Annotated in this window: 16 protein-coding genes; 11 read left to right on the plus strand and 5 right to left on the minus strand. The window is 66.3% G+C overall.

Features of this window, described 5'->3' with window-relative positions; translation table 11 throughout:
* The first annotated feature begins 3 nt into the window (after positions 1 to 3).
* The 6 genes from AIOL_RS18170 (at position 4) to AIOL_RS18190 (ending at position 2,838) form a co-directional block, all read left to right on the plus strand.
* The gene (locus AIOL_RS18170) at positions 4 to 579 is read left to right on the plus strand and encodes a peroxidase-related enzyme (RefSeq protein WP_049644284.1); all 576 of its coding nucleotides are present in this window, start codon (positions 4 to 6) and stop codon (positions 577 to 579) included.
* A complete protein-coding gene (locus AIOL_RS18175) occupies positions 576 to 1,502 on the plus strand; it encodes an OmpA family protein (protein ID WP_049644285.1) in 927 nt (308 codons plus the stop codon). The genes AIOL_RS18170 and AIOL_RS18175 overlap by 4 nt, the downstream gene beginning before the upstream one ends.
* An 81-nt stretch (positions 1,503 to 1,583) precedes the next feature.
* Positions 1,584 to 1,832, plus strand: coding sequence for a sulfatase-like hydrolase/transferase (locus AIOL_RS26355; protein WP_200898765.1), 249 nt, complete (start codon positions 1,584 to 1,586; stop codon positions 1,830 to 1,832).
* Positions 1,721 to 1,981, plus strand: a complete 261-nt coding sequence (locus AIOL_RS25205; protein WP_200898766.1) for a sulfatase-like hydrolase/transferase — start codon at positions 1,721 to 1,723, stop codon at positions 1,979 to 1,981. The genes AIOL_RS26355 and AIOL_RS25205 overlap by 112 nt, the downstream gene beginning before the upstream one ends.
* A complete protein-coding gene (locus tag AIOL_RS18185; protein WP_049644287.1) occupies positions 1,982 to 2,452 on the plus strand; it encodes a hypothetical protein in 471 nt (156 codons plus the stop codon). It begins immediately after the preceding gene.
* Positions 2,453 to 2,508: 56 nt separating this feature from the next.
* Positions 2,509 to 2,838 carry a hypothetical protein gene (locus AIOL_RS18190; RefSeq protein WP_049644288.1) on the plus strand — a complete coding sequence of 110 codons (330 nt, stop codon included), beginning with the start codon at positions 2,509 to 2,511 and terminating at the stop codon, positions 2,836 to 2,838.
* Here AIOL_RS18190 and AIOL_RS18195 read toward each other — a convergent pair.
* The gene (locus AIOL_RS18195; RefSeq protein WP_049644289.1) at positions 2,835 to 4,295 is read right to left on the minus strand and encodes a multicopper oxidase domain-containing protein; all 1,461 of its coding nucleotides are present in this window, start codon (positions 4,293 to 4,295) and stop codon (positions 2,835 to 2,837) included. The two genes, AIOL_RS18190 and AIOL_RS18195, sit on opposite strands and share 4 nt — an antisense overlap.
* Positions 4,296 to 4,358: 63 nt before the next feature.
* Here AIOL_RS18195 and AIOL_RS18200 point away from each other — a divergent pair, with 63 nt between their 5' ends.
* Both AIOL_RS18200 and AIOL_RS18205 read left to right on the plus strand, forming a co-directional pair.
* Positions 4,359 to 4,811 carry a winged helix DNA-binding protein gene (locus AIOL_RS18200; RefSeq protein ID WP_152912588.1) on the plus strand — a complete coding sequence of 151 codons (453 nt, stop codon included), beginning with the start codon at positions 4,359 to 4,361 and terminating at the stop codon, positions 4,809 to 4,811.
* 146 nt (positions 4,812 to 4,957) lie between these two features.
* Positions 4,958 to 5,656, plus strand: coding sequence for an SDR family oxidoreductase (locus AIOL_RS18205; protein ID WP_049644291.1), 699 nt, complete (start codon positions 4,958 to 4,960; stop codon positions 5,654 to 5,656).
* A gap of 125 nt (positions 5,657 to 5,781) precedes the next feature.
* Here the strand turns inward: AIOL_RS18205 and AIOL_RS18210 are convergent, their stop codons facing one another.
* The 4 genes from AIOL_RS18210 to AIOL_RS18225 form a co-directional block, all read right to left on the minus strand.
* Complete coding sequence (locus AIOL_RS18210) at positions 5,782 to 6,693, minus strand: PAS domain-containing protein (RefSeq protein ID WP_049644292.1); 912 nt, start codon at positions 6,691 to 6,693, stop codon at positions 5,782 to 5,784.
* A 183-nt stretch (positions 6,694 to 6,876) separates the two neighbouring features.
* Positions 6,877 to 8,439, minus strand: a complete 1,563-nt coding sequence (locus AIOL_RS18215) for an ABC transporter substrate-binding protein (RefSeq protein ID WP_049644293.1) — start codon at positions 8,437 to 8,439, stop codon at positions 6,877 to 6,879.
* Positions 8,440 to 8,537: 98 nt separating this feature from the next.
* Positions 8,538 to 8,990 (minus strand): DUF4329 domain-containing protein, encoded by a 453-nt coding sequence (locus tag AIOL_RS26250; protein WP_082152671.1) that lies wholly within the window; start codon positions 8,988 to 8,990, stop codon positions 8,538 to 8,540.
* A 9-nt stretch (positions 8,991 to 8,999) separates the two neighbouring features.
* Complete coding sequence (locus AIOL_RS18225) at positions 9,000 to 9,533, minus strand: DUF4329 domain-containing protein (RefSeq protein WP_049644295.1); 534 nt, start codon at positions 9,531 to 9,533, stop codon at positions 9,000 to 9,002.
* A 324-nt stretch (positions 9,534 to 9,857) separates the two neighbouring features.
* Here AIOL_RS18225 and AIOL_RS18230 point away from each other — a divergent pair, with 324 nt between their 5' ends.
* From AIOL_RS18230 to trpS, 3 genes are all read left to right on the plus strand, one after another.
* Entirely contained in the window at positions 9,858 to 11,156 is a 1,299-nt protein-coding gene (locus AIOL_RS18230; protein WP_049644296.1) for an aspartate aminotransferase family protein, read from the plus strand.
* 151 nt (positions 11,157 to 11,307) lie between these two features.
* Positions 11,308 to 11,607, plus strand: coding sequence for a hypothetical protein (locus AIOL_RS18235; protein WP_049644297.1), 300 nt, complete (start codon positions 11,308 to 11,310; stop codon positions 11,605 to 11,607).
* 181 nt (positions 11,608 to 11,788) lie between these two features.
* Positions 11,789 to 12,811, plus strand: coding sequence for a tryptophan--tRNA ligase (trpS, locus tag AIOL_RS18240; protein ID WP_049644298.1), 1,023 nt, complete (start codon positions 11,789 to 11,791; stop codon positions 12,809 to 12,811).
* Positions 12,812 to 12,951: the final 140 nt, after the last annotated feature.

Here is a 12,951-nt window from a genome sequence, read left to right on the forward strand (position 1 = left end):
GAGATGACCGACCCAAAGAATTCGCCCACCGCGCTGGACCTGCCGCAGGTCGACCCGCTGCCGCCCGAGACGCAGAAATACTTCGACGTCTGCGAGGACAAGCTGGGCATGGTGCCCAACGTGCTGCGCGCCTACGCCTTTGACATCGACAAGCTGAACGCCTTCACCGGCATGTATAACGACCTGATGCTGGCGCCCTCGGGGATCAGCAAGCTGGAGCGCGAGATGATCGCCGTGGTGGTCAGCGCGATCAACCGCTGCTGGTACTGCCAGGTGGCGCATGGCGCGGCGGTGCGGCAGCTCTCGGGCGACCCCAAGCTGGGCGAGGCGATGGTGATGAACTGGCGCGTGGCCGATCTAAGCGACCGGCAGCGCGCGATGCTGCGCTTTGCCGAGCAGGTCACCAAGGCCAGCGCCGAGATCGAGGAGGCGGACCGCGAAGCGCTGCGCGCGCATGGGTTCAGCGACCGCGACATCTTTGACATCGCCAGCGTGGTGGGGTTTTTCAACATGTCGAACCGGGTGGCCTCGGCCACGGGGATGCAGCCCAACCACGCCTATCACGCGGCGGCGCGGTGAGGTTAGCGGCCTGCCTCTTTTGCCTGGCGGCGCCCAGCGCGGCGCTAGCGCTGGAGCTGGAATTCCCCACGCAAGCCACCCCGATCGCGGAAACAAGCACCTCAAAGGACAGCGTTTTCCTGCCCACCGCCGCCTTCTCGGAGGGCGCCAAACAAGGCGTCACCGCCGAGGGCGCCGTGACCCAGATGACCTGGCGGGTGGGAGCGGGCAGCCTGACCACGCTGCAGCTGCTCAAACCGCTGCGCGTGCAGCTTGAAGCCGCGGGCTACCAGATCGCCTTCGAATGCGAGGACCGGCAATGCGGCGGGTTTGACTTCCGCTACCAGCTGGAGCTGCTGCCAGAGCCCGACATGCATGTCAGCCTCGGCGACTACCGCTACCTTCTGGCGCAGCGCCATGGCGATGACGGCCCGGAATACGCAAGCCTGGTGGTCAGCCGCAGCGCCAATGCGGGGTTTGTGCAGCTCACCCAGGTCGGCGCCACGCCGCAGGCCGCGACCGTCGTCGCTTCCACCAAGGCGCCGCGCGCGACCGTGGCCGACGCCGGCCCGGTGGGCGCGCAGCTGGAGGCGACGGGTCATGCCACCTTGGGCGATCTGAGCTTCAAGCCCGGCAGATCGGAGCTTGCCGACCAAGATTTTGCCTCTCTGCAGGGGCTTGCCGCGTATCTGACCGCCCGGCCCGAGCGCACCGTCGTTTTGGTCGGCCACACCGACAGCGAGGGCAGCCTGGCGGCGAATGTGGCGCTGTCCAAGCGCCGCGCCGCGGCGGTGATGGACCGGCTCGTGCGCGCGCTTGGCGTCAGCCGGGCGCAGGTCTCGGCGGATGGGGTCGGGTTCCTTGCCCCGGTGGCCACCAACCTGACCAAGGACGGGCGCGCACAGAACCGCCGCGTCGAGGCCATCCTGACCTCAACGGAGTGACCGGCAGGCCCTGCCGCATTGCTTTACATACGCGCTTGCCGGATGCTGCCCCCGACGGGACAATTCTACGAGGCCGCCTCCATGCGCAAGCCGAACATCATCCTGATCTTCACCGACAATCAGATGGCCGAGACTTTGGGCTGCTATGGCAACGCCGAGGTCTACACGCCCAACCTCGACCGGATGGCCGCGCGCGGCAGGCGGTTCTCGAACGCCTTTTGCTCGCCCTGCCGGAAGAGATGCAGCGGCTTGGCTATGCGACGGGGCTCTTTGGCAAGTACCACCTGGGCGACCCGTCGGCCAAGGCGCCCGGCTGGGACCACTGGGTGACGATGGCGGCCGGCCATGTGCGGTCCTTCTACGACAACCGCATCTTTGACAACGGTGAGGTCTACGCCCAGCCGGGCCATTCGGTGGATTTCTTCACCGACAAGGCGCTGGACTGGATCGGCGCGCAGGACGGGCCCTGTTTCGCCTAGGTGCCCTTCCCGGCGCCCGACGGGCACTGGCCCGCCACCAATGACGGCAACCGCAACCGCCATGCCGCGCGGTATGACGGCTGCCCGATGGACAGCGTGCCCCGGCGGGGCCTATCCGCCGAGGCCGTGCGGAACTTTATGATGGGGCAGGCGGGCAGCGGGCGCGGCCTGGATTTCTCGATGCTTATGCGCGCGCCGAACGCCCCGGACCTGCCGGACGCGCTCTATGATCTCAGCAACGACCCCGGCGAGGAGGTGAACCTGGCCGATGATCCGGCGCATGCGGGGGTGGTCAGGGATCTCTCGGCCAGGATCGACGCCTATTTCGCGCGCCATTCCAGGCCGGACGCCGATCTGTGGTCCGGGCGCGCGCCAATACAGAACAGCATGCTGCAGGACTACTGGCGCGGGGTCTGGGGCCAGGACTGGGCGCCGGTATTTGCCTACCAGGACGCGCCTGCCGCGACCTGACTGCGGCGCCACCCATCGCGCTTAGCAAAGAGCCCAACGACGGCACAGCCATCGGCATGGCGGTGACGGAATCGCTTGGCTACAACCTTTTGACCGCCGCGAACGGCCTGTCGCCCGCGGACTTCACGGGGCTCGCGACAACGGCGGGGTTCCAGCTTGCGATTGTTGGGCAGACCGAGGACGGCTGGAAGACCATGTTCGACGTGATCGAGGCGGTGAAAGGCGGACAAGAGATCAGCGTCGGCGTGATGAGCCCGCGCATCGACGATCTGGCCTATCTGCTGCAGAGGGCGCTTGGGGACGCGATTGAATCCATCGTGACCGGGGGCGACCCGTTCTTTCTGTTCTCCAGCCCCACCGCCGCCGCCATGACCGCAACGCTTTAGGTCACGGTGAACTGCCCCATCATGCCGCAATCCTCGTGCTCTAGGATGTGGCAGTGATACATGTAGGGCGCGTCGGCGGGGGCCTCGTGGTCGAACCGCATCATCACCTCGGACCAGCCGTCCTCGACATGCACCATGTCCTTCCAGCCCTGCGCATAGGCGGGCGGCGGGGCGCCGTTCTGGCTTAGGATGCGGAACGAGCCGCCATGGATGTGGAACGGGTGCAGCATGTCATCGACGCTGATCCGCCAGATCTCGGTGTCGCCCCTGCGCACGGCCTCGTCGATGCGGTCCATCTTCATCGGCTGGCCGTTGATCGCCATGGCGCCGCCGCCGCAGAAGTTGCCCCAGTTGGCGGCCAGCGCGGCAAGGTCCGCGCCGGTGTCCATCTCTAGCGCGAAGGAGCGGGTCACGCGCGCCGCGGACGGCTCAGGCGGCGCGAGATTGGCCAGCGCGTCTGGCAGCGCGGCGTCAAGGCCCGGCTCGGCATTCGAGTTGAGCGTCAGCGCGGCGGTCTCTGCGCCACCAAAGAGCCCCGCCAAGAACCCGCCGCCCTCGCCGAAGCTGACGTTGAGGCTGTTGCTGGCGGCGCGGCGCAGGTCGACCAGGATCTCATAGCGCTCGCCCGGGGACATCAGGATGCTGTCGGCCTCGACCCGCGCCGCCAGGAACCCGCCATCCGAGGCGATCACCTGCACCGGCCCCTCCGCCATCGACAGCGTCAGGAAACGCGCGTTGCAGGCGTTCAGGATGCGCAAGCGCACCAGCCCGCGCGGCACGGTTTGCGCCAGCGGCGCGATGGCGCCGTTCACCACCAGGGTGTCGCCCTGGAACCCGTCCTCGAAGACCTCGCCCGAGACCTCATAGCGCATCCGCCCCGCGCCATCGAAGAGCTTGTCCTGCAGGACCAGGGTAAAATCGTCCACGCCGTAGCTCCGCGGCAGGTCGGCGGACAGGCTGGCGTCGTCCTCGATCAGCATGACTCCGGCCAGCCCCTTGTAGGTCTGCTGCGCGGTGCGGCCATGGGTGTGGGAATGGAACCAGTTCATCGAGGCGCGCTGCTGGATCGGCACGTCAGGGGACCAGGTCTGGCCGGGGGCGATCTCTTGGTGCGGGCCGCCGTCCACCGGGCCGGGTATGTGCAGCCCGTGCCAGTGCAGCGTCGTGGGGTCGGCCAGGCCGTTGCTGACGTCAAACGGCAGGGTCTGGCCCTGCTTCACGCGCAGCACGGGGCCCAGATAGCTGCTGTTGATCCCGTAGGTGGCGCTGGCCGCACCGTTGCCGAAATCATGGGTGGCGGGCGCAAGGCCCAGCGCAATGCGGCCCTCTATGCCGCCGGTGAGGTCGGTCATCGCCAGCACCGGCAGCGGGCGCGCGCCCGTCTGAGCCCAGCCCATCCCGGCGCCCGCCATGGCCACCCCCGCCCCGCTTGCCTTCAGAAATCTGCGCCTGTTCATTGCGGCCTCCCAAGAACTTCAACTATGGTTGACGAAGTAAGGCTTCCTGGAGGTATGTCAACCTTGATTGACAAAAAAGACGACACGTTCCTGGGAACCAACCTGAAGGGCATGATGATGACCCTCCTGGCGCAGTGGAACGGCTATATGGACGAGGGCCGCGCGGCGACGGAGTTCGCCGAGATCCGCCAGTCCGACATGCGGGTCTTTGGGCAGCTTCGCGGGCGGGTGATGAAGCTGTCGGACATCCACCGCGAGCTGGGCTTTTCCCGCCAGGCCGCGCAGCAGGCGGTGGACCGGCTCGCCGGTCACGGCGTGCTGCAGGTCGCCCTGGCCCAGGGCAGCCGGCGCGACAAGGTGGTGTCGGTGACCGAGAAGGGGCAGCGGCTTAGGACCCTCGCCGCCGTGCAGATCCGCCAGATCGAGGAAGGCTGCGCCGATGTGATCGGCGAGGACGGCAAGGAGCAGCTGCGCGCGCTCTTGGTGCGGCTGGTGGAGGGCCAGCGGCGGAGCTGATCCCTCAAGGGGACCGCGGCCTCCTACAGGCCCAATAAAGAGGCGCGTGCGGGCTGAACTTTTGCGCCGGGGGCGCCTGCCTGGATTACGGCTTTTCGTCCCTGCGCCGCCCTCATAGGGTGGCCCCGACTAAAGGAGACCAAGACATGAAAAAAGTTGCACTGATCACCGCCGGGGGCTCTGGCATGGGCGCGGACGCCGCGCGGCGGCTGCACGCGGACGGGTTCGAGGTGGCGATCCTCTCCAGCTCGGGCAAGGGCGAGGCGCTGGCCGAGGAGCTGGGCGGGGTCGGGCATACCGGCTCGAACCTTGAGATCGCGGGCCACCAGGCGCTGGTGGACAAGGCCATGGCGAAATGGGGCCGCGTGGACGTGCTGGTCAACTCCGCCGGGCACGGACCCAAGGGGCCGATCCTCGATATCAGCGACGAGGACTGGCACAAGGGCATGGACTACTACCTGATGAACGTGATCCGCCCGACCCGGATCGTGACCCCGATCATGCAGGCCCAGGGCGGCGGCGCGATCATCAACATCTCGACCTTCTGCGTGTTCGAGCCCGATCCGCTCTTTCCCACCAGCGCCGTGTTCCGCGCCGGGCTGGCAAGTTTCGCAAAGCTCTTCGCCACCAAATACGCGCCCGACAATGTGCGGATGAACAACGTGCTGCCGGGGTTCATCAACAGCCTGCCCGAAAAGGAGGAGCGCCGCCAGCGGGTGCCCTTGGGCCGCTACGGCACCACGGCAGAGGTCTCGTCCTTGGTCTCCTACCTGGCGTCTGAGGGCGCGGGCTACATCACGGGGCAGAACATGCGCATGGATGGCGGGGCCACGGCGTCGGTCTAGGCAAGCGCTGGGGGGGGGATGGTTATCGGCCCGCCCAGGGATTTCGCAGACAAGCGGTGCGTGCTTACGCGCGCGCACCCTTTCGGGCCAATCACACCGCCCACAGGCCGGCTCAATTCTATCCGCTAGGCGATCTGCGACTGCACCGGCACCTGCGTCTGGTTGGTGGCCGGCCGCAGGGTGATCACGTAAAAGCAGCACCCCCATTGCGCCGTGCCGCTGACGGTGAGGTGGAAGCGCTCGATCATTGTGCCGCGGATCGCCAGGCTGACAACGTCCCGCACGGTCTCCGAGCGCGCCATCTCTTCGGGCGTGGCGGGCAGCTCGATGTCGATCCCCGCGAACTGGAACAGGTCCACTTCCGAGCCCAGGTAAAGCTCGCGCCCGAAGGATTCGCGCGCGGCGCGGTTGGCAAAGCGGATGATCTGATCGCGATCCACGATCAGCACCGGGTCGGGGATGATCTCTAGCCCCGCGCGCAGCTCATTGTCCGCCAGGGTCATGACCAGGAACTGGCGGATGTCACCGCTTTCGTCCAAGAGCGGGAAGATCAGCCGCGACCACTGCAGCGCGAAGATGGCTTTGGGCGGCTCGTGCACGGTGAAGACCGGCAGGCGGTGCTGCAGCGCGGCCCGAAACACGGCGTCAAAGAACAGCGCGATGTGGCCGCCAAGCGTCTGTGTGGTCTGCCCCAGCAGCTTCAGGCCGCGAATGTTGGCGATGCCGTCGCCGAAGTGGCGGTAGCGGAAGACGCGGCCATCCGCCTCCACGTCCAGGAGCGTCATCCAGTCCTCTAGCCCTCTGAAATCCTCGAGCCGGAAGTCCTGCATGCGGATACCGCCATCCACCGCAAGCGCGGTGCAGCGGGAATGGAACTGCCGCAGCAGCGGGTTGTCGATATCATCAAGGCTGGGATCCCAAAGGATGGTGGGTTCGCGCGCGCCATGCGTTCGAAAAATTTCAGCGAATGCGCTGGTTCGCTCCGGGCGCAACCCATCCGCCAACGCGCTTACCGCGTCTTGGTCTCGGTTCTGCATTCGGTTGAGCCTCTCAGGAGTCGGGCCTGGTTCCACCTGAGCGGAGTCTGCAACGCATTTCCTAACGAAATGTTAACGTGCGCGCGCTGCACCGGGAAACAGCTTGTTGCTGAGGCGCTTATGCCCAACATAAAAAGGGCGCCCGCGAGATCGCGGACGCCCTTAATGCGGTGTTAGGGAGGGTTAATTGGCTGTGACCCACCGTAGGATAAAGAAGTTATCCGGGCGCTGGACCAATTCCACGCCGGCGCGTGTGCCCCAGACCAGCGGCTGCACATACATCGTCACATAGGCGTGCTCGGACTGATAAATCCCGGTGACCTCATCGATCATAGTCTGGCGCTTGGTGTCGTCGATCTCGGACTGGATCATCGGCAGCAGCTCGTCGATGCGCGCGTTCGAGTACCCGCCGAAGTTCCAGCTGCCCAGCTTCTTCTCGGAGTTGGGCGTCGAGGCCAGGAACCGCACGGGGTGCTCGTGGTCGAAGGTGCCCGGCGACCAGCCCAGCAGGTACATGTCGTAATTGTCGGCGCGCAGCTCTGGCCAGTAGTTGTTGACCGGCATCGCGTCGAGCTCTGCCTTCACGCCGATCTGCGCCAGCATGGACACCGCCGCCTGACAGACCGCCTCGTCGTTCAGATAGCGATCATTGGGGCATTTCAGGCCAAACGAGAAGCCGTCGGCATAGCCGGCCTCGGCCAGCAGGGCCTTGGCGGCCTCCACGTCATAGACCGGGCGGGCGTCGTTGGCACTCGAGAAGCCGCGCATGGCCGGGCTCACCAGCTGGCTTGCCAGCTCGGCATTGCCGCGCATGATCGTGGCCAGGATGGCGTCGACATTGATCGCCTTGGCCACGGCCTCGCGCACGCGCACGTCCTGGAACGGGTTCGGCTTGCCCGCGTCGGCGCCGTATTTCAGCGTGTCCGCCTCATGCCCAAAGCCGAACATGATCACGCGGGCCTCGATCCCCTGGATCACGTTCATGCCGTCACGCTCGGCGATGCGGCCCGCGTCCTGGATCGGCACCGGGTTGATCAGGTCCACGTCGCCGGACAACAGAGCCGCCACCGCCGTGGCCGGGTTCTTGATCGGGGTAAAGGTGGCCTCGGTGATGTTGTGCTCGACCTCGCCCCACCAGCCGTCAAAGGGCGTCAGCTTGGTCTGCAGCCCCGGCTGGCGGTCCGAAACCATGAAGGCGCCGGTGCCGTTCGCCTGCAGGGTGGCGGCGTTGCCGTTCTCCTTGTCGGGCACGGCGGCGTCGATGCCGGTCGTCCAGCCCGCGTCCATGATCATCCAGTTGGCGATGCTGTCGGGGAAGATCGGGTTCGGCGCGCTCGTCAGGAAGTCCACGGTGAAGTCGTCCACCTTCTTGACCTCGGCAATGGGCGCGAACCAGCCCTTGACGTCAGAGACCTCGGAGGCCGCGCGCTCATAGCTGAAGATCACGTCATCGGCGTTGAAATCGCTGCCGTCTTGGAACTTCACGCCCTCGCGCAGGGTAAAGCGCCAGCCCTCGCCCTCGCCGATGGGCTCCCAGGAGGTGGCCAGGGCGGGCTCGATCGCCATGTCCTTGCCGCGGCGCACCAGGCCCTCGTAGACGTTGTTCAGAAAGCTAAGGACCGGGGCCGAGTTTACGGCATGCGGGTCCATGGTCTGCGGGTCGGTGGTGCCCGCCCATTTAAAGGTCTCTGCTGATGCGGCTGTTGCGGCCATGGCGGCCAGCGCCGCGAAGGCGATTGTTCTCATGAGCTTAACTCCCAGATTGTCGTCTTGTATCGCCCCAGCCTAACCCAGTGGCAGGAATTGCCAAGAGGCGATCGCGCACGTGGCCGTGATCGCGGGCGCTATTCGTTCTCGCGGGCCTCAAGCTGCCCTAAAGTATAGCGTTTAGAGATAGTTCCGTGCAAACCGGGGGCAAAATCCGGGTCCTGCGGCAGGCATCCCAGGCCGCAGAGCTGGCGCGACACGCCGGTCTGCCCGTCGATGAACCAGAACCGCCCGCCCGGCGTGGACAGGTACCCGTCCAGCCCCTCCTCCATATCCGCCAGCACATCCGAGACCGAGGGCACCTCGCTATCGGCGTCCTCGTCGAAGCCGCCATGGGTGTGGAAGCTGGCGATGATCTCGGCGGCGTCGCGCGGGTCGCGCGGTTGGCCGCGAAAGAGCTGTCTTGCAGCTGCATCAGCACGTTGCGCGCCGCGGCGATCTCGTCCTGGCTCTGCGCCGCGGCCGGCTGTGCAAGCAGGGTGCCAGCGATGATCAATCCTAGATGCCTCATGCCCGTTTCTCCTTGCAATGCCTGGGGGCTAGCCGCCACCGAACCGGCGGGCAAGCTGCTCTAGCGTGTAGACCTTGCGCACCGGGCCCCAAGCGCCGGGGATAAAGCCCGGGTCCTGCGGCAGGCAGCCCAGGCCGCAGATCTGCCGCGACACGCCGGTGGTGCCGTCAATGTACCAGAACCGCCCGCCCGGCGTGGCCAGGTAACCGTCCACCCCGTCATCCATATCGCCCAGCACGTCGTCCAGCGAGGGCACCTCGCCATCCGCGTTCTGCTTGTAGGCGCCGTGGGTGTGGTAGCTTGCCACCAGTGTTTTGGCACGAAAGGGCCGGCGCGGCAGACAGCTCACGCGGCGCCCGCGCCTGGGCTTGGAAGCCACCAGGCGCCCGTCCTTGGTGCGCCCCAGCATGCCGCAGAACTCGCGGTTGCGGTCAAAGGACGCGGCCTGCACGCTTGCCAGGACCTGCCGCGCCAGGGCCAGCTCGTCCGACAGCTGCGCGGCGCCTGGCAGGGCGAGCCCAAGCCAAAGCGCGAGAGAGGTTGCAGCAATCCGTGCGAGCATGTCTGCATTTGTCGGTGGCACCGCAGGAAATGCAAGCGACAAGCGCGGCTGTGAGCGGAGCGCTGCGCTCCCCTCGGCCCTCCCCAGCGGACCCTGGCGCGACACAATTTTCTTGCAAGAAAATTGCGAAACTCTTGCAAGAGTTTCTTCGGCGCGAGCCGCAATGATCCGCTATGCGCACCCTCTCACCGGACGCGGGCCCAACTTTCCTTGGAAGGAAAGTGCAAATCTCTTGCAAGAGATTTGCCGCCCCCCTCCCCGTTTTCCTGATTGCGCTTTCGCCTACATCTCGCCAATCTCCCGGCGAAAAACGAGGCACCCGATATGACCCGCACATCCGCCGATCTGATCGCCGACCGCACGCGCCTTTTGGGGGCCAAGGTCACCACCTTCTACGAAGAGCCCGTGCATCTGGTGCGCGGCGAGGGCGTCTGGGTCTGGGACGCGGACGGGCGCCAGTACCTGGACTGCTACAACAACGTGCCGCATGTGGGCCATTGCCACCCCAAGGTTGTCGAGGCCGTGGCGACCCAGGCGGCCACGCTCAACACCCATACGCGCTACCTGCACGAGGGCATCCTGCGCTATCTTGACCGGCTGACGGCAAGCTTCGCCGACCCGCTCTCTATGGGCGTGCTGACCTGCACCGGCTCCGAGGCGAACGACTTGGCGCTGCGCATGGCCGAGGCGGTCACCGGCAAGCGCGGCATCATCGTCACCGACCACACCTATCACGGCAACACCACCGCGGTGGCGGCGCTGTCGCGCACGAACCCGCCCAAGACCGGCGATGGCAGCCATATCCGGCACGTGCCCGCGCCGGACAGCTACCGCCCGCTGGGCGGGCAGGCCGGTGCGGCCCATGCGCGGGCCTTCGCGGCCGAGGTGCAGCGCGCGATCAGCGACCTCGAGGAGGCTGGGCACGGCTTCTCCTGCATGATGCTCTGCCCGTTCTTTGCCAATGAGGGGTTCCCGGATCTCGATCCGGGGTTCCTGGCGCCGACCGAGGCCGCGATCCGCGCCGCCGGTGGCGTGCTGATCGCCGACGAGGTGCAGCCCGGCTTCGGGCGCCTGGGCAGCCATATGTGGGGGCATCAGCGCACGGTCTGCGCGCCGGACATCGTGACCCTTGGCAAGCCCATGGGCAACGGCTTTCCCGTGGCGGGGGTGATCACCTCGCCCGCGGTGATGGAGGCCTTCCAAGAGACCTTCCGCTACTTCAACACCTTCGCCGGCAACCCGGTGGCCTGCGCGGCCGCCGAGGCCGTGCTAGATGTGATCGAGGAGGAGGGGCTGATGGCGCGGGCCGCCGATGTTGGCGCCTATGCCAAGACCGCGATGCAGCAGCTGGCCGCCCAGCACGCGGTGATTGGCGATGTGCGCGGCGCCGGGCTGTTCTGCGGCGTCGAGCTCGTCACCGATCGGGCCAGCAAGGCCCCGGCCGCCGCGTTCACCACGCGCATGGTCGATGCGCTGCGCCAGGACGGCATCCTGCTCAACCGCCTGGGCATCCACTACAATACGCTCAAGATCCGCCCGAACCTGCAGTTCAGCCGCGCGCATGTGGACCAGATGGTCGAGGCGCTGCACAGGGCGCTGCAAAACACGCCGATCCAGGCGTAGGGGGAAACAAAGCCGGGTCTCTAGTGGGCTTGTTCCCGAAACGGGGACAATGACCCAAAATGAGAAGATCTTCGGCAAAGTTAACTCTAAATTGGCTGCTCCCAGTGCGGAGAGGTTTTCGGACATTCTTTGCAGGCCAAAAGGTGAATTCATGTTGGATATGCAGCGCGGGATTGATCCGCGATCTCTGGGGCGGGCGAAGCTGTTTGAGCTTCTGCGCCAGGACTGCCTCAAGAGGCTGGCGCGTGGGACCCCTGGCGGGCTCTATGAGGCCGGGATGGCGATCAACCAATTTCACCCGATGTATCTGGGCGAGCGCGCGGCAAAAGCGGCGCCGCGCAAGCCAACGCCACGCCCCGCGGCGGTGCCCGCCGGGCTCGACCGCAGCGATGCGTTCGAGTTTGAGCCCGCGGTGCAGAACACTGTTGCAGCCCTCTACCCAGAGGCATAGGCCCCGGCGGTGCCAGACCGCCGCCGGTATTATGGACCACCTTTGCCTGGCCCGCGCCCGTCTTGGCGCACCCCCTTGCGGCCCGCCTTCCTTGACGCCCCCCGCCCCTTCCGGTAGCGCATCCCGGCGCAACCCGTAGGGCGGGACTTGTCCCGCCGCCGCCTCAGGAGGCACCAAGACAATGGCCGATTTCACCCCCCGAGTTTTCTCCGGCATGCAGCCCTCTGGGGATCTGCACCTTGGCAATTACCTTGGGGCGATGAAGCGCTGGGTGGATATGCAGAACGCGGGCACGCATGAGACGGTCTATTGCATGGTGGACCTGCATGCGATCACGGTCTGGCAGGACCCCAAGGCGCTCGCCGCGGCCACGCGCGAGCTCTGCGCGGGCTACATCGCGGCGGGCATCGACCCCGAGCGCTCGATCCTGATCAACCAATCCGCCGTGCCCGAGCACGCGCAGCTGGCCTGGGTCTTCAACTGCGTCGCCCGGATGGGCTGGATGCAGCGCATGACCCAGTGGAAGGACAAGGCCGGCAAGAACGCGCAGAACGCCTCTTTGGGGCTCTTCGCCTACCCCGCGCTGATGGCCGCCGACATACTGGTCTACCACGCCACCCATGTGCCCGTGGGCGACGACCAGAAGCAGCATCTGGAGCTGACCCGCGACATCGCGATCAAGTTCAACCATGATTTCGGCGTGGATTTCTTCCCCGAGACCGAGCCGGTGATCGAGGGCGCGGCCACCCGCGTGATGTCCCTGCGGGACGGGTCCAAGAAGATGTCCAAGAGCGATCCCAGCGATATGAGCCGGATCAATATGACCGACGACGCGGACGCGATCGCGAACAAGATCCGCAAGGCGCGCACGGATCCAGAGCCGCTGCCGTCGGAATATGTGGGCCTGGCCGGGCGCCCCGAGGCGCGCAACCTGGTGAACATCATGGCCGCGCTGTCCGGGCGCAGCGTGGATCAGGTGATGTCGGATGTGGGCGGGATGCAGTTCGGGCAGTTCAAGCCGCAGCTGGCGGAGCTGGCGGCGGAGACGATGGGCCCCATCGGCGCCGAGATGTCCCGGCTGATGGATGACCAGGCCGAGATCGACCGGATCCTCGCCCGCGGCGCCGAGCGCGCCCGCGAGATCACCGCCCCAATCCTGGCAAAGACCTACGAGATCGTCGGCATGGTGGGCTCTGGCGCTTAACCGCTCTTTTCGAGAGCGGTTTGCTTGGTCAGTCCTTCGCAGCTCTAAGGCCCAGATCGCCCATTGGACGCGCCAAATCTCTTGCAAGAGATTTGCACTTTCCTTCAAAGGAAAGTTGGGGCCGCGTCCGGTGAGAGGGT

Origin of the sequence: Candidatus Rhodobacter oscarellae (genome assembly GCF_001078595.1) — a bacterium.
Lineage (GTDB): Bacteria > Pseudomonadota > Alphaproteobacteria > Rhodobacterales > Rhodobacteraceae > Rhodobacter_B > Rhodobacter_B oscarellae.